Origin of the sequence: Streptomyces populi (genome assembly GCF_002911015.1) — a bacterium.
Classification (GTDB): Bacteria; Actinomycetota; Actinomycetes; order Streptomycetales; family Streptomycetaceae; genus Streptomyces; species Streptomyces populi.
Map to the genome: position 1 here is coordinate 26,894 of NZ_KZ626864.1, position 20,366 is coordinate 47,259.

Sequence of the window (20,366 nt, forward strand, 5' to 3'; positions counted from 1 at the left end):
CGGTTCACCTCCGGGTCGCCGTGCGGCGGACCCACAGATTGACGAGCGTGGCGCCGAGCAGCATCACGCCGAGGAAGGCCTTGAACCAGTCGGGGTTCCAGCCGGCGTAGACGATGCCCTGGTTCACCATGCCGAACATGAAGGCGCCGAAGACGGGACCGATCGCGGAGCCGTGGCCGCCGGTGAGCAGACAGCCGCCGATCACCGCCGCGGCGATGTAGATGAGCTCCTGGCCGACACCCTCGCCCGACTGCACCGTGTTGAACGAGAACAGCTGGTGCATGCCGACGAACCAGGCGCCGAAACCGACCGCCATGAACAGCGTGATCTTGGTGAAGGTCACCGGTACGCCGACCGCGCGGGCGCTGTCCTGGTCGCCGCCGACCGCGAAGACCCAGTTGCCGTACCTGGTGCGCAGCAGCACCCAGGTGGCGAGCGCGGCGAAGACGAGCCACCACACGACGGTGATCTTCACCTGCACGCCGCCGACGTCGAACGACGAGGCGAAGATCTTCCTGGCCTGGCCGAAACCGTCCATGTCGCTGATGTCGTCGGTGGCGACGTTGTCGGTGACCAGCTTGGTGACGGCGAGGTTCACGCCCTGCAGGATCAGGAAGGTCCCCAGGGTCACCAGAAAGCTCGGCAGCCCGGTGCGGACCATCATCCAGCCGTTGAACGCCCCGATCGCGAGCGAGAGGACGAGCGCCACCACGACACCGGCCCACACGTTCACGGTGAGCTGGTAGCTGAGCATGCTCGCCGTCAGCGCCGAGGTGATCACCGCGACCCCGGCGGACAGGTCGAACTCGCCGCCGATCATCAGCAGGGCCACGGGCAGGGCCATGAGGCCGATCGTCGACGACTGGTAGAGCACGGTCGCCATGGAACCGCCGGAGCGCACGGACGGCGCCGCGATCAGGAAGAACACGAACACGGCGGCGGCGCCGAGGAACACCCCGACCTCCGGGCGGGCGAGCAGCCGCAGTGCCAGGGGACGCCGCGCCGTCCGCCCGTCGGCCGTCCGGGGTCCGGGAGCCGGCGGCGCGGTCGCCGCCGGCCCGGCCGTGCTCATCACCGGGTGCCCTTCGCGGCGAACTCGGCGACGGTGTCGACGTTGCTCTTGTCCACGAACGCGGGACCGGTGAGCACCGGCTGCTCGCCGCCGCCGCTGTAGTTGCCGTTGTTCTTGTAGAGCCACAGCGAGTCGACCGCCAAGTAGCCCTGGAGGTAGGGCTGCTGGTCGACGGCGAACTGGATGGTGCCCTTGCCGATGGCGCCCGTGAGGTCCTTGTTGAGGTCGAAGGTGGCGATCTTCGCCTTGCTGCCGGCGTCGCTCACCGACTGCACCGCGGTCAGCGCGTACGGGGCGCCCAGCGCGACGACGTAGTCGATCGCGGAGTCCTGCTTGAGTTTCGCGGTGATCGTGGACTTCACGGACGGCATGTCGGTGCCGTTGACGTACAGATTCACCGTCGTCCCGCCGAACGTTCTTTTCACGCCGTCACACCGCTGGGTCAGGCCGACGTTGCCCTGTTCCTGGATCACGCAGACGGCCTTCTTGGCGCCCTCCGCGTTCAGCTTCTTCCCGAGCGCCTCGCCCGCGACGGTCTCGTCCTGGCCGAAGAACTCCATCAGGCCCAGCTTCTTCCAGTCGCTCAGGCCCGAGTTGAGACCCACGACGGGTATGCCGGCCGAAGTCGCCCTGCCCACCACGTCCTTCATGGCGCCGGGCTTGGCCAGGGTGACGGCGATGCCGTCGACCTTCTGGTCGATCGCGTTCTGCACCAGGTTGGCCTGGGCGCCCGCGTTCGGGTCGTTCGCGTAGACGAGCCTGATGTTGTCCTTGGCGGCCGCGGCCTCGGCGCCCTTGCGGACGATGTCCCAGAACGTGTCGCCGGGTGCCTGGTGGGTGACCAGGGCGACCGTCATCCGCGGTGTGTCCGCCCTGCCCGTGGTGCCACCGCCCCCGCTCTCCTCCGCCTTCTTGCCGCCCGAGCCGCTGGAACAGCCGGCGGAGAGCAATAAGGCCGCGGCGGTCAGGGCGACGAGCGGGGCGATTCTCCGTGAACGGGGGTGGAACGTGCGATCCATCTCTGTAGCACCTCACTGTGCGACCGGGGCCTGTGCGTCTCCTCACGTACATCCCCAGCAGCAGGCGCATCACGCATGCGAACGGAATCGGACCGACGGGCAACACCCGTGAACGGGAACCGGCAGCGACACCCGGACGGCGAAGCGGCCGCGCCGGGAACAGCCGGTCCGGCCGCACGGTTGCACCGGCCGAGGGACCGGTGCCGTACGGGCGGAGACCACGGAGACAGCGAGGTCGTCCGCCCGCCGGGCTCCGGGCCCCAGGTTCGCGGTACGCCCGCCGCGCATCTGGACCGAGACGTGAATTTTGCTGGAGGACTGTTCCATGACCGACCGGCCCCTGACGCTCATGGCCGTGCACGCCCACCCCGACGACGAGGCCACCGGAACCGGAGGAGTTCTCGCGCGGTACGCGGCGGAAGGCATCCGCACGGTTCTCGTGACGTGTACCGACGGCGGTTGCGGTGACGGACCGGGGGGTGTCAAGCCGGGCGAACCCGGGCACGATCCGGCGGCGGTCGCCTCGATGCGCCGTCAGGAACTCGAGGCGAGCTGCGAGGTCCTGAAGATCAGCGATCTGGAGACGCTGGACTACGCCGACTCCGGGATGATGGGCTGGCAGGGCAACGACGCCCCGGGATCCTTCTGGCGGACCCCTGTGGAAGAAGGGGCGGCCCGGCTCGCGGAACTCATGCGGCACTACCGGCCTGACGTGGTCGTCACCTATGACGAGAACGGCTTCTACGGCCACCCGGACCACATCCAGGCCCACCGCATCACGATGGCGGCGCTGGAGACGGCCGAGCTGTCGCCGAAGGTGTACTGGACCACGATGCCCCGCTCGGCGATGCGGCGGTTCGGCGAGATCATGCGCGAGTTCCACGAGGACATGCCGGAGCCGGATCCTGCCGAGACCGCCGCGCTGGCCGAGATCGGCCTTCCCGACGACGAGATCACCACGTGGGTGGACACCACCGCGTTCAGCGGTCAGAAGTTCGACGCGCTGGCCGCGCACGCCAGTCAGGGCGAGAACATCTTCTTCCTCAAGATGGGCAAGGAGAGGTTCGGCGAGCTGATGGGCATGGAGACCTTCGTGCGCGTCCTGGACCCCACCGGTGCACCCGTGCCCGAGAACGACCTCTTCGCCGGACTGCGCTGACCCGTACGGCCGGGGAGCGCACCGGCCGCACGGCGCGAGCCGGGCGGATCGCCCGCCCGGCCGCCCGGTTCCCGCCGAGTGCCCCGGCTGGGCGGAGGCGGTGTCGGGCCTCGCCGCCACGGCCGAGGGACTACAGGACGTTTCCGCGGGTGGTGAGCGGCAGGGCCCGGCGAACCGTGATCGTCGCGGTGGGGAACCTGGAGCAGCCGCCGGGACCGGCCGTCGCGGACCGAGGCCAGGAAGGTCCGTACGACTGCGTCGCTCAGGACGCCCCGGCGGTGCCGTTCACCGGGCTGCGCGCGTCCGGGAGAAAGGGTCTGGCGGCCGAGCGGCGCGCGGTGCGGGCGAGGGGGAGGTAGCGCAGCCGCTCCGGGAGCAGCGGGACGGTCCTGCGCACGACCGCCCCGAAACGGCGCAGCCGGCGCTCGTCCCGGTCGCTCCACGCCAGACCGAGCCGTTCCCGTGCCGCGGGCGGCAGCAGTCCGGTCGTGACGAAGACGTTCAACCGCGCCAGCGGCGGGCGCAGCAGGGGCCAGAGGCGGCGGAGCAGGGCGGGCGATCCGTCCGGCAGCGCCACGGGGCGGTGCGGGTCGAGGAGTTCCCGGACGACGGCCGTCGCCTCCAGTTCGTCGCGGACCATCGCGTCGAAGTACTGCCAGAACGCCTCCGGTGTGGGCGGCATGTCACGGCGGTGGATGCCGAGAATGTCACCGAGGCGGAGGAGTTCGTCGTAGAGGCGGCGCTGCTCGTCCTCGTCCAGGGGGCGGGAGAGACAGTCCGCCGCCCGCAGGAAGATCGGGTAGGCGGTGGCGTGGACCCAGGCGTAGTAGGCCGGAGTCAGGGCGTGGTAGGCGCGGCCGTGATGGTCCGTGCCCGAGATCGTCTTGTGCAGGCGCCGCAGCCGGCGCCCCTCCTCCAGGGCCTGCTCGCCGCCGTAGACCCACAGTTGCAGCGAGTGCAGCGAGCGCCGCGCCCGGCCCCAGGGGTCGGTGCGGAAGACCGAGTGGTCGTCGACGCCGGCACCGACGGCCGGGTGCGCGACCTGGAGCACCAGGGCGGCGGGCAGGGCGAACAGCATCCGTACGTCACCCGCGATGTCCCACAGAAGGGAGCCCGGTGCGAACGGGACCGGCTCGGGCGGGGGCGTTCGCGTCGCGCCATCGGGCCCGGATGCCTTCGGCAGACCTGGCATGGTGCCCCCGTCCCTCGTTCCGTCGTCCCTTGTTCCGTCCGGGGCGTCGGCGTCCCCGGTGGAGCGGCGACGCGCTTCCGCGGCTTCGCCGCTCCCGACGATACGCCCCCGCAGGTCCGGCTCTTTCGACGGAGTCCGGCTCCGGGTCTTCCTCTTCGCCGGCCGCCGGTACGGACCGCTCAGTCCTCGGCCGGCATCACCCGGGTCACCTTGCCCTTCAGGTCGGCGTCCAGATAGCCGGTGGCGTGGCCGTCGGAGAGGTAGACGGCCAGTCCCAGCGGGGTGTCGAACGTGTCGTCGGCAGGGCGGACCAGGGCGTAACGCGTGGTCGGCCGCTGTACGTTCAGGTCCTTCTTCGCCCGCTTCAGCAGGGCGGGAAGGACGTCCCAGTCGAAGCTGTCGAGGCTGAAGGGGCGATCGCCGCCGATGATGGCGCTGCTGATGATGCCCTTCTCGACACCCCGGCCCGGGCGGTAGGTGTAGCTGTCGTACTTGGTGTCGCTGCCCTTGACCATGATTTCCGCGGAGACGTACTCCGGATAGACGGTGAGGTCGCATGCGCGGTCCGTGCCGGTCGCGGCCTTGATCGCCTTCACCGCCGTCCGGATGCCGTCGGGCGTGAGCAGATCCGTCTTCGCGTCGGCCTGGGCCGCCGGGGCCGAACGGGACGGCGTGGAAGCGGGATCCGTCGTCCTGGCCGAGGCCGCGTCGGACGAACCGGTGGGCTTTCCGTTGTCCTTGTCGCCTCCGGGCGGCAGCTGGGTCCACACCAGGACTCCCACCAGCACGGTCCCGAGGACGGACGAGGCGATCGCCGCTCGCCTCTTCGCCCGGCCGTCCGGTCGCACCGGCGTCGGCCGTGTGGGGCCCGCCGGGTACGGGGTCGGCGGGCCGAAGCCCGAAGCGGGCCCGAAGCCGGAAGGCGGTCCGAAACCGGCGGGCGGTCCGAAACCGGAAGCCTGCCCGGGCCCGACCGGCGCGGAGGGCGTGGGCGTCGGACCCGGCGGAGGCGCCAGCCGGTACGACGTGGTCCCGTCCGCCCCGGCGGGAGCGCTCCGCACCGGGTCGCCGCCCTCGATCGCCTCGGCGAGCAGCCGGTCCGCGGTCTGCGCGTCCACCCGGTCGGCCGGGTCCTTGACGAGCACGGCGTTCAGGAACCCGGTCAGGACTCCGGCCCGGACGGGTGGCGGAAGCTGCTCGCTCAGCATCGCCGCGAGCGTCGCGAGGGTGGTTCCCCGGCGCAGCGGGTGGTGCCCCTCGACGGCGACGTACAGCATCATCGCCAGCGACCACAGGTCGGAGCCCGGGTCGCCCTCGCCGCCGGAGATGCGCTCGGGCGCCATGTAGTCGGGCGTGCCGATGATGGACCCGGTCGCGGTCAGCGCGGTCGAGTCCCTGATGGTCGCGATGCCGAAGTCGGTGAGGACCGGACGTCCGTCGGGCCTCAGCAGCACGTTGGCGGGTTTCACGTCCCGGTGCTGGATGCCGGCGTCGTGAGCGGCCCGTAGCGCGGCCAGCACCTCGCGCCCCAGCCGGGCGGCGTCGACGGGCGCCATCGGCCCCTTCTCGAGCCGGTCCTGAAGCGATCCGCCGGTCACCAGTTCCATGACGAGCCACGGGTAGGTGTGCTCCCCGCCGTCCACCACGTGGTGGATGGTCACCACATTGGGGTGATCGACACGAGCGAGCGCCCGTGCCTCGCGCAGTACCCGGGCCCGGAGCATCGCCGCTCCCTGCGGGTCGTACTCGGCGAGCCCCGGATCGGGCGGCCGTACCTCCTTGAGCGCCACGGCCCGGTCGAGGACCAGATCGCGTGCACGCCACACCGTGCCCATGCCACCGCCACCGAGCCGTGTCTCCAGCTCGAAGCGCCCCTCTATGACCCGTCTGCCGGAATCACCCTCACTCATGGCCGGAAGCCTACGAGATGGCGGTGACACGGCCCCACGCAGGTGACGGCAACACTCCCGGCCTGCTATGTCTCCGGCGTCACCCACGTCCCCGAGGCCGCCGAGCGTGCCATCGCGTCCAGTGCCGTCGCACTGCGGACCGCGTCGACCAGGGTGGCCCCGTACGGCCTGTCGTCGGCGATGGAGCGCAGGAAGGTGTGCGCCTCGACGACCTTGAGGTCGTCGTAGCCCATGCCGTTCGCCGCGCCCGGCTGGAAGGCCCCGTAGTCCCCGGCCCCCGGACCGACGTACACGGTGCTGACCGGCTGGTCCTGGTACGACGTCCCCCGGCTGACGCCGAGTTCGCCCATGCGGCGGAAGTCCCAGAACACCGCGCCCTCGGTGCCGTGGACCTCGAACCCGTAGTTGTTCTGCTCGCCCACCGAGACCCGGCACGCCTCCAGGACGCCGCGCGCACCCGAGACGAAGCGCAGCAGGCAGTTGACGTAGTCCTCGTTCTCCACGGGTGCCGGCTCGCCGCCCGCCGCGCGCTCGTGACCCGCGGTCGCGCCGGCCGGACGGGCCCGCAGCGGCACGAAGACCGAGGTGTCCGCCGCCAGTGCCTCGATCTCGCCCAGCAGGAAACGGGCCAGGTCGACACCGTGAGAGGCCAGGTCCCCGAGGACGCCGCTGCCGCCCCGTGCCCGCTCGTAGCGCCAGGTCAGCGCACCCTCGGGATGGGCCGCGTAGTCGCTGAAGAGGCGGATGCGCACGTGGGTGACGTCACCGATCTCGCCGGAGGCGATCAGCTCACGGGCCGCCACGACGGCGGGGGCGCCCCGGTAGTTGAAGCCGACCGTGCCCCGCACCCCGGCCTCGGCCACCGCACCCGACACCGCCCGGGCGTCGGCGGCGGTCAGCCCCACCGGCTTCTCGATCCAGATGTGCTTGCCGGCCCCGGCCATGGCCACACCGATCTCACGGTGCAGGAAGTTCGGCGCGGTGATGCTCACGGCCTCGACGCGGGGATCGGCGGCGATCTCACGCCAGTCGCGTACGGCGGTCGCGAAGCCGTACCGCGCGGCGGCCTCCTCGGCCCGGCCGGGCACCTCGTCGGCGACGGCGATCGGTTCGGGACGCAGGGAGAGCCGCGGGAAGTGGTGGAGGACGCGGGCGTACGCCTGCGTGTGCACCCGCCCCATCCAGCCGAACCCCACCACGGCGACACCGAGCGCACGCACCACGACCGCCCTCCTTAGTGCCGAGCCGACACCGGCCCGGGCCGCAACCCATCGTGCCGAGCCGAACCCGGACCGGACCGCACCGAGCCGAACCGAACCCGGTCGGATCGCACCGGATCGCACCGGACCGCACCGACCCGGGCCGAAACCGGTACGGCCCGTGACCAGGCTAGTGCGAACACGCCACCTTCAGCGGGCGGCGGACGCCCGCTGTTCCAGGACCCGCAGCGCCCGCTCGGCCCATTCGATGATGGCCTGCTCGAAGGCGCGTCCCCCCAGGAGAGTGAGGTACGGGCCGACGCGCTCGGCCGAGGCGAGGTACTCGTCCTCGGCGCGCCCGTCGAGCAGACGGGTGCCGATCCGCTCGTAGTGGGCCAGTTTGGCGCGCGACCACTCCAGCCGGGCGGCGATCGCCGCCCGGACGGCGTCCGCGTCCCCCATGTCGAGCGCGTACACCTTGACCATCAGTTCGTCGCGGATCGCGGTGGGCTTCGCGGGCTCCGAGGTGAAGGAGGCCAGTGTCTCGAGCCCCGCCGTGGTCAGCGAGAAGAGCCGCTTGTTGGGCCGGCGTTCCTGCTGCACCACCCGGGCCTCGATCAGCCCCTCGGACTCCATCCGGTCCAGTTCCCGGTACAGCTGCTGCGGGGTGGCCATCCAGAAGTTGGCCACCGAGGCGTCGAACCCCTTGGCCAGGTCGTAGCCCGACGCCTCGCCCTCCAGGAGTGCGGCCAGTACCGCGTTGCGCAATGCCATCCGGCAAGGCTAGACGGCCCTCGCTCACAGGGCTAATCTTATCTGCACCTAATCAATTAATTGAGTAAGGGAGATGGGTGCGATGAACTCCTTCCGCAAGGCCGTGGAGGCCGGAGACCTCGACGCGGTCGAGGAGCTGCTGGCCGACGACGTCGTGTTCACCAGCCCCGTCGCCTTCAAGCCCTACCCGGGCAAGCCGATCACCGCGGCCATCCTGCGCGGCGTCTGGCGCGTCTTCAGCGACTTCCGCTACGTCCGCGAGATCGCCGGGGCCGACGGCCGTGACCACGCGCTGGTCTTCACGGCCAAGGTGGGCGACAAGGAGATCAACGGCTGCGACTTCCTGCACTTCGACGAGGACGGGCGCATCGACGAATTCATGGTGATGGTCCGCCCGTTGTCGGCGGCGCAGGCGCTCTCCGAGGCGATGGGCGCGCAGTTCGAGCGGATCTCCCGGGAGGCGGCCGACGCGTGAGGGTCCCGGCTCGCGTGGTTTGAACCGACTCCCCGCGGCCACCCGCCTGTTGTGACGACGACTTCGCGGACGACTTCGCAGCAGGAGCTGTTCCGGTACCTGGAGGACCGCTTCGAGTGCGCCCGGGCCTGCGCCGAATGCGCCAGAGCCTCCACGCTGCGCGCGAGCCTCATGGACCCCGGCGGGCCGAAGAAGCAGGAGGCCGCGCGGCGTTCGGGCATTCTCTGCGCGGAGGTGTGCGAGGCGACCTGCCAGGTGCTGTCCCGTCATCCGGGCCCGAGCGACCGGGAACTCCGCGCCCGGCTGGAGTGGTGCCGTGACGTCTGCCTGGAGTGCGCCGAGGCGTTCGACGAATGTCCCGGGGCGGAGGCCGCCGCACGGAACTGCCGTGACTGTGCCCGGTCGTGCTCGGACTTCATCGCCACGCTGCGGTGAGGTCGCGGACCGCCCGGAGCGGGCCGGTCAGACGAGCGGGCGCCCGGCGCGGACGTTCCAGCGCCCCGCGCGCCCGCTCAACTCCGTGACGGTGAGCGGCGGTACGTCCACGCGCCAGAAGGCCGACTCCGGCGCCCCCAACACCCGTACCACCAGAGCCCGTACGACCTCGGGTTCCACCACGGCGACGGTCCTGCCGTCGAACCCGGCCGCCGTGTCGAGGTGTTCCGCCACCCGGTCGCAGAACACCCGCACCGACTCGCCGCCGTGCGGTGCCGACGCCGGATCGGCGAGCCACCGCGCCACCGCCTCCGGTTCCCCCGCGCTCACCTCGGCCAGGGTCGCCCCCCGCCAGCGACCCACGTCCAGAGGCGCCAACTCCGCCGTCTCGAGGCCGTCTCGAAGCCCGAGCGCCTCGGCGGTCTGCCGGCACCTCACGGTGGGGGAGACCCACAGCCGCCCGCCGGCCGGAACGGCACCCGCGCCGGCCGCCGTCCGGGCGGCCCGCAGGCCCGAGGCGTCCAGCGGACTCCCGTCGTCGAAGCGGGCCTCGCGCAGCGCCTCACCGATCGCCGCCGAAATCAAGAACACTCGGGTGGTCATACCGCCATTCTCACAGTGCGCGGGGGCGTGCGCCCTTGGCCGGGGTGCGGCTTCGCGGTACGGTCACGTGGATATTGACGACGGTTCGGCGGAAGCCCGGTGGAATCCCGGCACGGTCGCGCCACTGTGAGCCCGGCGCACGCCACTCCGGCCAGGGGTGACGGACGCGGGTGAGTCAGACCCGTGGCCGTCGTCCTGTGCACCACCGAGATGGGACGCGAGTTCCCCAGGAGGTTCTGCCCCATGGCGCAGTCCGTCGTCCAGCCGACCGTCACCCCCACCGCCGTCCCCGCCAAGCTGCCGATCGGCGCGATCGTCCCCTGGGCGGCGTTCTTCGGCGTCCTGATGCTGGTCCTGCTCTACTTCGTCGGCGCCGAACAGGGCGCCACCTCCCTCGTCTCCGGCGAGAACGTCCACGAATGGGTCCACGACGCCCGACACCTGCTCGGTTTCCCCTGCCACTGACGGCTACGGGGACGCGCGAGCTGCGATCTTCCGCGGACGCCGGGAACCCGGTCCGCACGAGGGGGCGGTGCCCGGCCTTCCGGGCGCCGCCCCCTTCGCGTGCGCGGGCACGCCCGCCCACCGCACATCGCGGATCCCGTGTCCACGGCGTCCGCGTCATCGCCATTCCCAATTTCTGGAACACGTTCTACGGTGTGCGCCGTCAGGTCGGGCCCGGGGAGGCAGGAGGCGCCGTGCATCTCGAATACACGCCGGAGCAGCAGCGGTTGCGGACCGAACTTCGTCTCTACTTCGCCGAGCTGGTACCGGACGACGCCTACGCGCGCCACGGCGACCCGGCGGCGCAGAAGCGCTTCTACCGCGAGACGATCAGGCGGCTCGGCGCGGACGGCTGGCTCGGGGTCGGCTGGCCCGAGGAGTACGGCGGGCGGGGCCTGACCCCGATGGAGCAGTTCATCTTCTTCGACGAGGCGGCCCAGGCCGGGGTCCCGCTGCCGCTGATGGCGCTCAACACCGTGGGGCCGACGATCATGCGGTTCGGTACGGAGGAGCAGAAGTCGTACTTCCTGCCGAAGATCCTCTCCGGCGAGATCGACTTCGCGATCGGCTACAGCGAGCCCGGCGCGGGGACCGACCTCGCCGCGCTCCGGACCAGGGCCGTACGGGAAGGCGACGAGGAGAGCGGGCACTACACGGTCGACGGCCAGAAGATCTGGACGACCAACGGCGACACGGCCGACTGGGTGTGGCTCGCGGTCCGCACCGATCCGGACGCCCCGCCGCACAAGGGCATCACCATGCTCCTCGTACCGACCTCCGACCCCGGCTATTCGTGCACCCTCATCAACACGCTCGCCTCGCACGACACCACCGCGAGCTACTACGAGAACATCAAGGTCCCCGCCACGCGCCGGGTCGGCGAGGAGAACAAGGGCTGGCGGCTGATCACCAACCAGCTCAACCACGAGCGCGTCACCCTCGCCGCGCACGGCACCATGGCCATCCGCGCCCTGCACGACGTCCAGCGCTGGGCGACGGAGACCAAACTCGCCGACGGCCGCCGCGTCGTCGACCTCCCCTGGGTGCGCCGCCTCCTCGCCCGCACGCACACCAGGCTGGACGCCATGAAGCTTCTCAACTGGCGCATGGTGAACGCCGTCCAGGAGGGCACGCTCACCCCGCAGGACGCCTCCGCCGTCAAGGTGTACGGCTCCGAGGCGCGCCGGGACGCGTACGCCTGGCTGATGGAGATCGTGGCGGCCCCCGGCGTCCTCAAGGAGGGTTCGGCCGGCGCCGTCCTGCGCGGCGAACTCGAACGCGGCTACCGATCGGCCGTGATCTTCACCTTCGGCGGCGGCAACAACGAGATCCAGCGGGAGATCATCTCGTGGATCGGACTGGGGATGCCCCGGGTGCGGCGCTAGGTCCGTGCAAGGCCAGGTAGTCGCGACCCGCCGTAAGTGCAGTAGCGGTGGGCTATGACGGGCACGGCTGTCGTCAACACCGCACCGCAGCCCCGGCCCGAGGCACGGATCAGATCCGGACGCCGAACTGGAAGGGCATGTTGCCGATCGACTCGTAGCGGACGACCGCGCCGGTGTGCGGGGCGTGCAGCACCTGGCCGTTGCCCGCGTAGAGGCCGACGTGGTGCTGGTCGCCGTAGAAGATGACCAGGTCACCGACCTGTAGATCGCTCTGTGAGTAGATGCGGGTGCCCGCGTTGGCCTGGGCCTGCGAGGTGCGGGGTATGGTCACGTCGGCCTGGGCGTAGGCCCAGGAGGTGAGGCCCGAGCAGTCGAAGGAGCTGGGGCCGGAGTGGGCGTACGCGTAGGGTGATCCGATCACGCTCTGGGCGGCGGCGAACGCGGCGGCGGCGCGGCCCGAGGCGGCCTTGGTGGTGCCGAGGTCGACGCGCCCGCCGGCGCGGGTCGCCCGCTCCTGGTCCTGGGTGGCCAGAGCCGCCTTCTCCTGCGCGGTCAGCGTGTTGAGGAGCTTCTGCGCCGCGCCCAGCTTGCTCTGGACTTCCTTCTTCTTGCTCGCGAGCTCGGCCCGGGTGTCGGCGAGGCCCTTGAGCTTCACGGAGGCCTCGGCGCGCTGCTGGGCGAGCGAACGCTGCTTCTCCTGGACCTTCTTGAGCGACTCGATCTGCTGGGCGCTCAGCTGGTCCATGGCCGAGGCCTTGTCCAGGAAGTCGTCCGGGTCCGAGGAGAGGAAGAGCGCCACGGAGGGGTCGATGCCACCGGTGCGGTACTGGGCGCTGGCCATCGAACCGAGGCCGTCGCGCAGCTCGTTGAGCTCCTCCTGGCCGCGGGCGACGTTGTCCTGGAGGGCGCTGATCTGCTTCTGCAGCTTCTGCTGCTTCTCCTTGGCGCCGTCGAGCTTCTCGGTGGCCTGCTCGGCCTCTTCGTAGAGCTTGTCGACCTTGGTCTTGACCTCGTCCTTGTTGGGCTTTTCGGACGGGGCCGCGTTGGCGGCGTTGGCGCTCAGCACGACGGCTGCTGCGGCGGCGGTGGTGAGCACGGTCACACGGGCGCGGCTCGGCTGCTTGGGTCGACGGTGGGACGTCACGAAAGCGAACTCCTTCTTCCTCCAACCGCCTGCCGAAAACGCCGACGAGCGGTGATCCTTCACTGTCACCCCCAGCGAGTGAACAACCGGGCAAAGGTTCGGATGGCGACTGTAGTGACTCAGTCTTCATCAGAGCAAGTGGCGTTGTAATGAAGGATGTTGAGTTACAGAGACGAGTTGCGGCTTCCTTCGGAGTGTTGCCGGGTAGGTGGCAGGTGTTGATGCGGATTCGACCTGTCAAGGCGATACTCGCGGCCGGTGTGCGAAATCCCGGGCACTCGCGCGGCCGGTTGTCGAGCTTCGCCGCGATGGCGTCGAGCTCGTCCTGGCTGAACGCCGACAGTTTTGTTCCTTCGGGCGGATGCTGCCGGAGCAGCTCCTCGATCGGTCGGGCGTCGGTGATCCGTGAATGCCACTGGCCTTTCACCGTGTGGTGCTTGTTCTTCCGGATCGGGCGGCCAGTTCGAACGCGCTTGCACGGTTCGCGGGGACCGCCTTCCGGCGGGTGGTGTGGATCGTCCGGCAGGCCGTCTCGTGGGCGATCCGCGGCCGCGGGTCGTCCCCGTGATGCAGACGCAAGTGTCCGACGATCTGTTCGGGCGACCACTCCTTCGCCGGCAGGGTCAGCGCCGTCTGCCTCCAACCGGCACTGTCGCTCTGGCCGGTTGAATCCGAGTCCGTCGAAACGGAGCTGGTTCAGCGGGAACCTTCGGCCGGTTGCCGGACACGTACAGAGCATGGAACTGAATGACGCTGGTCCCGCCGTACCGGTCGGAGGGATATCTGACCGAGAGCTGTGGGCGAGGGCCGTCGACGGCGACCGGGAGGCGTTCGGTCTGATCTTCGACCGTCATGGGAGGACCGTCTACAACCACCTGTTCCGGCGGACGGCCGACTGGTCCGAGGCCGAAGACCTCACGTCGACCGTGTTCTTGCATGCCTGGCGTCGACGATCGGAGACGGTACTGGACCGCGACTCGGCCTTGCCGTGGTTGCTGGGCATCGCCGACCGCCTGCTGTCGAATACCCGGCGGCGGCTGAGGCGGGCCGAGGCGTTGCTGCGCCGGCTCGTCTCGCATGAGGAGTCGGTGGGCGACCACGCGGACCGCGTCGCCGTCCTGGTCGACGACGAGCGTCGTATGTCGGAGATCCACCGGGCGCTGGCTCGGCTGCCGCGCCACGAACGCGAGGTCGTCGAGCTCTGCGTGTGGTCCGGCCTGGATCAGCAGGCGGCTGCGGCAACGCTGAAGGTGGCGGTCGGAACCGTGAAGTCCAGACTGCACCGGGCGCGGCGGAGACTGGGGGCCGACCTCGTCGGCAGATCCACGCCTCCGGCGTCATTCGGTTCGGTGAATCCCGTCAACGCGGAAGAGATCGCACGATGAATGACATGCCGGGCATTCCCGCGGCTCCTTCCGATCGTGATCTGCCGGACCACCGGCGGACCCGAGAGGAGCTACTGATGAAGATCGGCTCAGAGGACGACCGTGCTTCGCTGCGACGCGGGTGGGGAGTGCCGCTGGGTGTTGCCACCGGCGTTGTGGCGGTGAGCGTCGCGGCCGTGGCCGTCTTCAGCGGGGCGGGGGATGCCGAGCCGCTTCTCGCCGCTCCTGACGGAAACCCGACGAGCGCCGCCGCGCCACCGAGTCCGATCGCAACGCGCGGCTCCACGTCGGCCGGAGCCGGGCCGGCGCCGTCGTCGACTCGCACGACTTCCACCCCGGACGCGTTCGCCGTCACCAGCGGGACGACGACCCCGATCGACGCCGGGACCGTCGCCAAGATCCTTGCCTCCTGTCTGGGCCCGGATGCCTCGAGCTACCACGCGGTGATCGCGGCCCGCGCTCCCGTCGCCTCGCAGCGCGGGGACGGTGTGGTCATCGCCGTCAACTCCGCCGATCAGTACGTGCAATGCGAGTCGAAGGGTGACAAGGGCAGCAGTCAGGATTCCCCGCCCACGTTCATCAACAATCGCCTGTGGGGCACCGGTCATACGATTGAGTATTTCGACTCCTTTGGCGAGTCCACCGGCAAGGGTCAATATCTCGTGTTGGGCGCCGGGCACTACACGTCAAACATTGCCAGGATCGCCATCAGCTACGGCGATAACCCGAAGCAGTACCCGGCGGCCATGGCGGGCGGAGCGTTCGTCTACGCGGCGGCTCTCTCCGTCGACAACCCCGGATCGCACTATGCGGGCCCGAGCCCCTACGTCCACGCCTACAACGCGTCCGGTGAGGAGATCTACAATCAGGAGAAGGACCCGCAGTTCACCGATGGCCGGTAAATCCGCCATTCGGTGGACCTTATTGCGGCCCGGTGATGTCGAAGGACTACGCGCCGGTCTCGCCGCCGCCGAGGACGAGTTCGCCCAGATCGACAGATGTTCCCGCAAGCAAACATTCGCCGGTCGCGGTATGCCTACGGCCTGGAGCGAAGATCGTCGGGTGCGGGTGCGGGTGCGGGTGCGGGTGCGGATCGGGCGGACGCCGGCGCTCTCGGCGGCAACTGGCGCGAGCTGCCTGTCGAGCGGATCCGTGAACTACGGCGTCACAGGAACCTGACAGCCCGTCTGGAGAGGAAGGACCTGGTCATAGTCGTGCGGCCGTGCGGACCAGGCCGGCCAGGGCGAGGGAGCGGCTGTGGGCGGGCCAGACGATGTGGGTCACGACGGGAGGCGCGTCGGTCAAGGGGACGGCCGTGTGCTCGGCCCACAGCCAGGAGCGGGCGGAGTCGGGGACGACCGCCACAGTACGCCCGAGGGCGATCAACTGGGCCAGTTGCGTCTGGTTGTGGATCTCGGGGCCCGGGCCGGGTGCGTAGGTGCCGTGGGTGGGCCAGCGGGCGAGCGGCAGATCGGGGACGTCCCTGACATCGGCCAGGGACAAGGTCGCGCGGGCGGCGAGGGGGTGCCCGGCAGGCAGGACGGCGACCTGCCCCTCGGTCGTCAGTGCCTCGCTGTCGAAGCCGGCGAGGGAGTTCCATGGCGTGTGCATGAGCGCGACATCGGCGCGTCCGTCGCGCAGCAGCTCTTCCTGCTCGCAGATGCCGCACGGCAGCACCTCGATCTCGGCACTGCCGGGCTCGGCCGCGTAGGCGTCGAGAAGCTTCCGCAGCAGTTCGTGGGACGCGGCGGCCTTCACCGCGAGGACCAGCCGGCCGCGGGGGCCGCCAGGGTTGTCTGCACCGCCGGCGCGCCGGGTGCGGCGAGCGGCGGCAGCGGTCGCGTCGAGGGCCGCCCGGCCTTCGTGCAACAGCACCTCTCCGGCACCGGTCAGGCGGACACCACGGCGGTTGCGCTCCAGCAGGCAGACCCCGAGGCGTCGTTCGAGTTGCTGGATCGCCCGCGACAGCGGCGGCTGGGCCATGCCGAGGCGCTCGGCGGCGCGCCCGAAGTGCAGTTCCTCGGCGACGGCCACGAAGTACCTCAGCTCGCGGGTCTCCAGGGTGTCCACGGCCGCAGCATACGCGGTGATACCCGGCAGGTATGACAGGACACCGCATCGGTGTTGGCCGCGCCACTCGTCCGCGAGCCAGCATCATCAGCATGAGCGAAACGATGATCGCGCTGGTGACCGGCGCGAACAAGGGCATCGGGTACGAGATCGCGGCCGGGCTGGGCGGCCTCGGGTACCGCGTGGGTGTGGGAGCCCGCGACGCGGACCGACGCGAAACCGCCGTCGGGAAACTGCGCGCCGTCGGCGTGGACGCGTTCGGGGTACCGCTGGACGTGACCGACGACCAGAGCGTCACTGATGCCGCGGAACTGATCGAACGGCTGGCCGGGCGCCTGGACGCCCTGGTCAACAACGCCGGCATCTCGGGCGAGATGGACCCGGGGTGGGTGCAGGACCCGACCGCGCTCGACCTGGAGGTGCTCCGCACGGTCGTGGACACCAACGTCATGGGTGTCGTCCGGGTCACCAACGCGATGCTGCCACTGCTGCGGCGCTCGGCCTCGCCACGCATCGTCAACGTCTCCAGCAGCGTCGGTTCCCTGACCCGGCAGGCGGACCCGGACATCGAGATCGGTCCGGTCATGGCGGCCTACGCGCCGTCGAAGTCGTTCCTCAACGCCCTCACCGTGCAGTACGCCCGGCAGTTCGCCGGTACGGACATCCTGATCAACGCCGCCTGCCCGGGCCTGGTCGCGACCGACTTCACAGGCTTCCAAGGGCCCCGCACTCCTGAACAGGGCGCGACCACGGCGATCCGGCTCGCCACCCTGCCCGACGGCGGCCCGACCGGTTCGTTCTTCGAGGACGACGGCGTCGTCCCCTGGTGATCACGAACTCGCCGTGGATTCCGCAGAGACCGGATGTACCGGGAATCCCGGGCCGGGCGTTCTGGTCGAGCCCGGCGACCCCGCGGCTCAGCACGAGATCCACAGACGGGCCCGACGCGACGGGACGCCGGCTTGCGGACCGTCTGAGGTGGCTGACCGCTGCTTTTCCAGGGTGAGATACCGGCCGACTTCGGGGTCATAGGTGCGGAAGAAGCTGTGGTGGAGGCCTGTGCCCGGGCCGAAGTGCCGGCGACGGCAGCGGCCGCCCTCCGCGACCTGCCCACGGAGCGTGGAGGGCGTGGAGCCCTCCACGCTCGCTATCGTCCGGGCAGGTCGGGCGGGCCGAACACGGTGGTCCAGCGGCGGGCGAGCACCGCGTTCTCCCGGGGGGTGAGCCACTCGGGGGCGCCGAGCGCCAGCGCGGCCGCGTACGCAGCGCGAAAGGCCCGCAGCCAGGCCGGATCGTCGAGCACCTCGGCCCCGTCCTCCTCGTCCGGACCGAACAGGTGCGGGCCCACCCGGCGAGCGGCCTCCGTGACCACCTCGTTGAGGGTGGTCAGGCCGCATCCGACCGGAGAGTTGGTGTGATGCTGCCGCATCCAGCGAGCCCACAGGGTTCGTGTCAGAGGCTCCTCGCCTTCGTCCGACAGTGCGGCGAGGGCGTCGGCCTGGGCGCCGGTCAGCGTTCGCGTCCGGGTGATCACCCATTCCACGGCCTCCCCGTGCGGTCCGGCGACCAGCCACGTGGGCACCCGTTCCATGACCGTGAAGGCCCGGCAGCGCACCCATCTGCGGCTCAGGACCGGCCGCACCGGTTCGAGATCGGTCACGCGCCACAGACTGGACGGCCACCGCAGGACATCGGTGACGATCTCGTTCACCAACAGCCCCTCGTCGCCGTCCGGCTGCCGGTCCGCCGGCCGCCCGGTACGGCGCTCACGAGCAGCGGACAGCCTGTCGGGAACGAAGGACACACGTGCCCCGGGTGCGGGCTCCGGCTCGCCGTGAAAACGTTCGGCGTCGTGCAGGGCGAAGAAGGACACGCCGTCACGGTACGCACCCCGGCGCAGCGGCCGCCCCGACGTGCGAAGCGTCGGGACGGAGCCGCCGGTGACGCCCCGCACCGGAGTTCGGTGGCGTTCACGGCGGACCGGTCCCGGACACCCGCGTCGCAGGCTCTGGTCGGTGGCCGCCGCTCGGGGGCTCGCGGCCGCTGCCGTCGGGGCAGCCGTCGACGGCTGCCCCGACGATCGGCGTGGGGGAGGCGTCGTGGTCGTCGGCCCCACGCCTCCGTGAACAGTCACGAGTCGGCCGGGCAGTCGATCGGCCTCGGCCGGGCCGAGGAGGCCGTTGTCGTCCTGCGTCGGGACAAGCCCCGTCCGTCGCGGTCCTCGGCCACCGTCCGGAGCGAGGAACCCCCGTTCCGATGTGTGCCCGGCACGAACGGAGGACTGGCGGCCGGTCACCCCGCGTGCCGTCCCGCGGCCGGTGGCGCATCCGGTCCACCGGCCGCGGGACGACCGTACGGATCACACCGGTCCGGCGGTCCACGGCCACGCGGCCCCGCGGCCGGCCTCGATGAGGCCGGCCATCCGGAACGCGGCGTCCGTGAGGCCGCCGAAGGTGTGCCGGTGGGGGCCCGTCGGGCCGTGGGCGGGCCGGTATCCCGCGAGGTTCCAGGTGTAGACCGGGATGTCGGGCGGGACCGGGTCGCCCGGGCCGCCGGGGCTGTGGGGGGCGGCCTGCTCGTCGGTGACGATCAGGACCCGGTCGTGCCCCCGGTAATGGGTCCGCACCGCCTTCGTGGTGTGGGTGCCGCCAAGACGGTGGAACCGTTTCAGCACCTCGAGCACCGGCTCGCCCGCCTCGAACGGCACCTCCGTGCTCCTCCAGCCGAACTCCACCAGCTCCGCCCGCTCGGCACGCATGGCCAGCGCGGCACCGAACACGGCCGCCGCGTCCGCCCGGTTCAGCTCGGACCGCTCGGAGACCGTGTCCCAGAACATGGAGTCGGACCGGTCCACCAGGATCAGGGTCCGGCCGGGCAGCGGGGGCACGTTGGCCAGGGAGTGGGTCAGCGCCTGTTCCAGCGCGGCCGCCCAGCGCGGCGACGGCGCGTGCCGGTGGGCTGCCAGGTAGCGGAAGGGGAACTGCCGGGACCTGGCCACCTCGGAGGCGTTCGAGAGCCGGGCGGCGACCTCGGCCGCGACGGCGTCCGAGACCCCCGCCTCGTCGAAGTTCCGCAGGTTCCGCAGGAGCGCCATCGGCGCCATCGTGGGGATCAGGGCTTCCCAGACGGCGGCGTCCATCGGGCCGTGGAGCCAACCCGCCAGCACCTCCCACGTCATGCCCGCCGCGGCCAGCCGTTCGGAGCCGCCCGGCCCGGTCACCAAGGCGCACCGCCCGTCCGCGGGTGCCTCCATCAGCGTCCGGTGGGCGGTCAGCAGACGGTCGGAGGACGGCGGAACCGCCCGCTCCGGGTGGTGGCGGCGGTCCAGGGCGTACCGGAAGAGCGCACCCTGCCAGGGCTTGTCCGGGTCGGGGGAGGCGTGCACGAGGTTGAGCACGTCGCCGAAGCGCAGGCCCTTGGACGCGGTGTCGTACTTGAGCAGGGACCGGGACGTGTACAGACGGCGTACGCCGTCGGCGACGCCCCGCTTCACCGGTTGCGGCACGTTCCGCCCGTACGCCGAGAGCCAGTGGGCGAGCAGTTCGCCGGGCTCGTCGGCGCGCTGGAGCACCGCGTCGATCACGGACCGGTTGGACGGGCCGCCGGACTCCCCGGCCTCGAGCCGGGCGTGCACGTAGACGGCGGCGCCCACCAGGGAGGCCGTGCGCATGTTGCCCTCGCCGCGCAGCCAGCGCAGCAGGCCGGCCGTCCACTCGGGGTCCTGGAGGGCGAGTTCACCGACGAGGCGGGTGTACCGGCCGTCCCGCTCCGCACCGCTCTCGTAGAAGGTGCGCTGGGAGACGAAGTTGCCGACCGCGAGCAGGAAGAGTTCCTCGCGGGGTTCCCGGGCGAAGGCCTGGCCGCCCTCATAGGTGAGGAGGTCCGGCGTGCGCCCGGGACCGGGGCGCGGTGGGGGCGGGGGCAGGGAACGGGCAGCGGCCGAGATGTGCGGGGCCACGAGCATCTCGGACCAGATCTTGGAGACGCGCGGGGTGTGACGAGGCAGCGAATCCCCCCGGATTCGAAGGACTGGACGGCCC

The 20,366-nt window shown here is 71.0% G+C and carries 20 protein-coding genes; 9 read left to right on the forward strand and 11 right to left on the reverse strand.

Features of this window, described 5'->3' with window-relative positions; genetic code table 11:
• Positions 1 to 4: 4 nt before the first annotated feature.
• A complete protein-coding gene (locus CW362_RS15280; protein ID WP_103549996.1) occupies positions 5 to 1,072 on the reverse strand; it encodes an ABC transporter permease in 1,068 nt (355 codons plus the stop codon).
• A complete protein-coding gene (locus CW362_RS15285) occupies positions 1,072 to 2,091 on the reverse strand; it encodes a sugar ABC transporter substrate-binding protein (protein ID WP_103549997.1) in 1,020 nt (339 codons plus the stop codon). The genes CW362_RS15280 and CW362_RS15285 overlap by 1 nt, the downstream gene beginning before the upstream one ends.
• Before the next feature lie 325 nt (positions 2,092 to 2,416).
• On the opposite strand from CW362_RS15285, the gene CW362_RS15290 reads away from it, so the two are divergent.
• On the forward strand, positions 2,417 to 3,250 hold the full coding sequence (locus tag CW362_RS15290; protein WP_103549998.1) for a PIG-L family deacetylase: 834 nt from the start codon (positions 2,417 to 2,419) through the stop codon (positions 3,248 to 3,250).
• Between the two features lie 262 nt (positions 3,251 to 3,512).
• Here CW362_RS15290 and CW362_RS15295 read toward each other — a convergent pair whose 3' ends face one another.
• The 4 genes from CW362_RS15295 to CW362_RS15310 all read right to left on the reverse strand — a co-directional run bounded on the left by CW362_RS15295 (position 3,513) and on the right by CW362_RS15310 (position 8,325).
• Positions 3,513 to 4,442 carry an oxygenase MpaB family protein gene (locus CW362_RS15295; RefSeq protein WP_103549999.1) on the reverse strand — a complete coding sequence of 310 codons (930 nt, stop codon included), beginning with the start codon at positions 4,440 to 4,442 and terminating at the stop codon, positions 3,513 to 3,515.
• 179 nt (positions 4,443 to 4,621) lie between these two features.
• Positions 4,622 to 6,352, reverse strand: coding sequence for a serine/threonine-protein kinase (locus CW362_RS15300; protein ID WP_103550000.1), 1,731 nt, complete (start codon positions 6,350 to 6,352; stop codon positions 4,622 to 4,624).
• Positions 6,353 to 6,417: 65 nt separating this feature from the next.
• On the reverse strand, positions 6,418 to 7,575 hold the full coding sequence (locus CW362_RS15305; RefSeq protein ID WP_103550001.1) for a Gfo/Idh/MocA family protein: 1,158 nt from the start codon (positions 7,573 to 7,575) through the stop codon (positions 6,418 to 6,420).
• A 186-nt stretch (positions 7,576 to 7,761) separates the two neighbouring features.
• A complete protein-coding gene (locus tag CW362_RS15310) occupies positions 7,762 to 8,325 on the reverse strand; it encodes a PadR family transcriptional regulator (protein WP_103550002.1) in 564 nt (187 codons plus the stop codon).
• An 82-nt stretch (positions 8,326 to 8,407) separates the two neighbouring features.
• On the opposite strand from CW362_RS15310, the gene CW362_RS15315 reads away from it, so the two are divergent.
• Both CW362_RS15315 and CW362_RS15320 read left to right on the forward strand, forming a co-directional pair.
• On the forward strand, positions 8,408 to 8,800 hold the full coding sequence (locus CW362_RS15315; RefSeq protein WP_103550003.1) for a nuclear transport factor 2 family protein: 393 nt from the start codon (positions 8,408 to 8,410) through the stop codon (positions 8,798 to 8,800).
• A 51-nt stretch (positions 8,801 to 8,851) separates the two neighbouring features.
• The gene (locus tag CW362_RS15320; protein ID WP_103550004.1) at positions 8,852 to 9,235 is read left to right on the forward strand and encodes a four-helix bundle copper-binding protein; all 384 of its coding nucleotides are present in this window, start codon (positions 8,852 to 8,854) and stop codon (positions 9,233 to 9,235) included.
• Between the two features lie 27 nt (positions 9,236 to 9,262).
• Here the strand turns inward: CW362_RS15320 and CW362_RS15325 are convergent, their stop codons facing one another.
• The gene (locus CW362_RS15325) at positions 9,263 to 9,838 is read right to left on the reverse strand and encodes a histidine phosphatase family protein (RefSeq protein ID WP_103550005.1); all 576 of its coding nucleotides are present in this window, start codon (positions 9,836 to 9,838) and stop codon (positions 9,263 to 9,265) included.
• A 243-nt stretch (positions 9,839 to 10,081) separates the two neighbouring features.
• On the opposite strand from CW362_RS15325, the gene CW362_RS15330 reads away from it, so the two are divergent.
• Positions 10,082 to 10,303, forward strand: coding sequence for a CbtB domain-containing protein (locus CW362_RS15330; RefSeq protein WP_103550006.1), 222 nt, complete (start codon positions 10,082 to 10,084; stop codon positions 10,301 to 10,303).
• Between the two features lie 233 nt (positions 10,304 to 10,536).
• Positions 10,537 to 11,727 carry an acyl-CoA dehydrogenase family protein gene (locus CW362_RS15335; RefSeq protein WP_103550007.1) on the forward strand — a complete coding sequence of 397 codons (1,191 nt, stop codon included), beginning with the start codon at positions 10,537 to 10,539 and terminating at the stop codon, positions 11,725 to 11,727.
• A gap of 109 nt (positions 11,728 to 11,836) precedes the next feature.
• Here CW362_RS15335 and CW362_RS15340 read toward each other — a convergent pair whose 3' ends face one another.
• The gene (locus tag CW362_RS15340; RefSeq protein ID WP_103550008.1) at positions 11,837 to 12,871 is read right to left on the reverse strand and encodes a C40 family peptidase; all 1,035 of its coding nucleotides are present in this window, start codon (positions 12,869 to 12,871) and stop codon (positions 11,837 to 11,839) included.
• 737 nt (positions 12,872 to 13,608) lie between these two features.
• On the opposite strand from CW362_RS15340, the gene CW362_RS15345 reads away from it, so the two are divergent.
• The 3 genes from CW362_RS15345 (at position 13,609) to CW362_RS43300 (ending at position 15,435) form a co-directional block, all read left to right on the forward strand.
• Positions 13,609 to 14,256, forward strand: coding sequence for an RNA polymerase sigma factor (locus CW362_RS15345; protein WP_162684087.1), 648 nt, complete (start codon positions 13,609 to 13,611; stop codon positions 14,254 to 14,256).
• Between the two features lie 77 nt (positions 14,257 to 14,333).
• Positions 14,334 to 15,158, forward strand: a complete 825-nt coding sequence (locus tag CW362_RS15350) for a hypothetical protein (RefSeq protein ID WP_103550009.1) — start codon at positions 14,334 to 14,336, stop codon at positions 15,156 to 15,158.
• Positions 15,148 to 15,435: a hypothetical protein gene (locus CW362_RS43300; RefSeq protein ID WP_162684088.1), complete on the forward strand. Its 288-nt coding sequence runs from the start codon at positions 15,148 to 15,150 to the stop codon at positions 15,433 to 15,435. The genes CW362_RS15350 and CW362_RS43300 overlap by 11 nt, the downstream gene beginning before the upstream one ends.
• A gap of 27 nt (positions 15,436 to 15,462) precedes the next feature.
• On the opposite strand, the gene CW362_RS15355 is transcribed toward CW362_RS43300, so the two are convergent.
• On the reverse strand, positions 15,463 to 16,326 hold the full coding sequence (locus CW362_RS15355; RefSeq protein ID WP_103550010.1) for a LysR family transcriptional regulator: 864 nt from the start codon (positions 16,324 to 16,326) through the stop codon (positions 15,463 to 15,465).
• Positions 16,327 to 16,418: 92 nt separating this feature from the next.
• Between CW362_RS15355 and CW362_RS15360 the strand changes: the two genes are divergently transcribed.
• Positions 16,419 to 17,156, forward strand: coding sequence for an SDR family oxidoreductase (locus CW362_RS15360; protein WP_103550011.1), 738 nt, complete (start codon positions 16,419 to 16,421; stop codon positions 17,154 to 17,156).
• 317 nt (positions 17,157 to 17,473) lie between these two features.
• Here CW362_RS15360 and CW362_RS15365 read toward each other — a convergent pair whose 3' ends face one another.
• Positions 17,474 to 18,199 (reverse strand): hypothetical protein, encoded by a 726-nt coding sequence (locus CW362_RS15365; RefSeq protein WP_162684089.1) that lies wholly within the window; start codon positions 18,197 to 18,199, stop codon positions 17,474 to 17,476.
• Positions 18,200 to 18,685: 486 nt separating this feature from the next.
• Positions 18,686 to 20,290, reverse strand: a complete 1,605-nt coding sequence (locus CW362_RS15370; protein ID WP_103550013.1) for a TROVE domain-containing protein — start codon at positions 20,288 to 20,290, stop codon at positions 18,686 to 18,688.
• Positions 20,291 to 20,366: the final 76 nt, after the last annotated feature.

What these genes read in the sequence shown, in the direction of transcription:
- CW362_RS15370 (WP_103550013.1), bottom strand. Translation starts at nt 20,290, where the DNA reads ATGCTCGTGGCCCCGCACATCTCGGCCGCTGCCCGTTCCCTGCCCCCG.
- CW362_RS15310 (WP_103550002.1), bottom strand. Translation starts at nt 8,325, where the DNA reads ATGGCATTGCGCAACGCGGTACTGGCCGCACTCCTGGAGGGCGAGGCG.
- CW362_RS15290 (WP_103549998.1), top strand. Translation starts at nt 2,417, where the DNA reads ATGACCGACCGGCCCCTGACGCTCATGGCCGTGCACGCCCACCCCGAC.
- CW362_RS15285 (WP_103549997.1), bottom strand. Translation starts at nt 2,091, where the DNA reads ATGGATCGCACGTTCCACCCCCGTTCACGGAGAATCGCCCCGCTCGTC.
- CW362_RS15360 (WP_103550011.1), top strand. Translation starts at nt 16,419, where the DNA reads ATGAGCGAAACGATGATCGCGCTGGTGACCGGCGCGAACAAGGGCATC.
- CW362_RS15280 (WP_103549996.1), bottom strand. Translation starts at nt 1,072, where the DNA reads ATGAGCACGGCCGGGCCGGCGGCGACCGCGCCGCCGGCTCCCGGACCC.
- CW362_RS15315 (WP_103550003.1), top strand. Translation starts at nt 8,408, where the DNA reads ATGAACTCCTTCCGCAAGGCCGTGGAGGCCGGAGACCTCGACGCGGTC.
- CW362_RS15345 (WP_162684087.1), top strand. Translation starts at nt 13,609, where the DNA reads ATGGAACTGAATGACGCTGGTCCCGCCGTACCGGTCGGAGGGATATCT.
- CW362_RS15350 (WP_103550009.1), top strand. Translation starts at nt 14,334, where the DNA reads ATGAAGATCGGCTCAGAGGACGACCGTGCTTCGCTGCGACGCGGGTGG.
- CW362_RS15330 (WP_103550006.1), top strand. Translation starts at nt 10,082, where the DNA reads ATGGCGCAGTCCGTCGTCCAGCCGACCGTCACCCCCACCGCCGTCCCC.
- CW362_RS43300 (WP_162684088.1), top strand. Translation starts at nt 15,148, where the DNA reads ATGGCCGGTAAATCCGCCATTCGGTGGACCTTATTGCGGCCCGGTGAT.
- CW362_RS15300 (WP_103550000.1), bottom strand. Translation starts at nt 6,352, where the DNA reads ATGAGTGAGGGTGATTCCGGCAGACGGGTCATAGAGGGGCGCTTCGAG.
- CW362_RS15295 (WP_103549999.1), bottom strand. Translation starts at nt 4,442, where the DNA reads ATGCCAGGTCTGCCGAAGGCATCCGGGCCCGATGGCGCGACGCGAACG.
- CW362_RS15325 (WP_103550005.1), bottom strand. Translation starts at nt 9,838, where the DNA reads ATGACCACCCGAGTGTTCTTGATTTCGGCGGCGATCGGTGAGGCGCTG.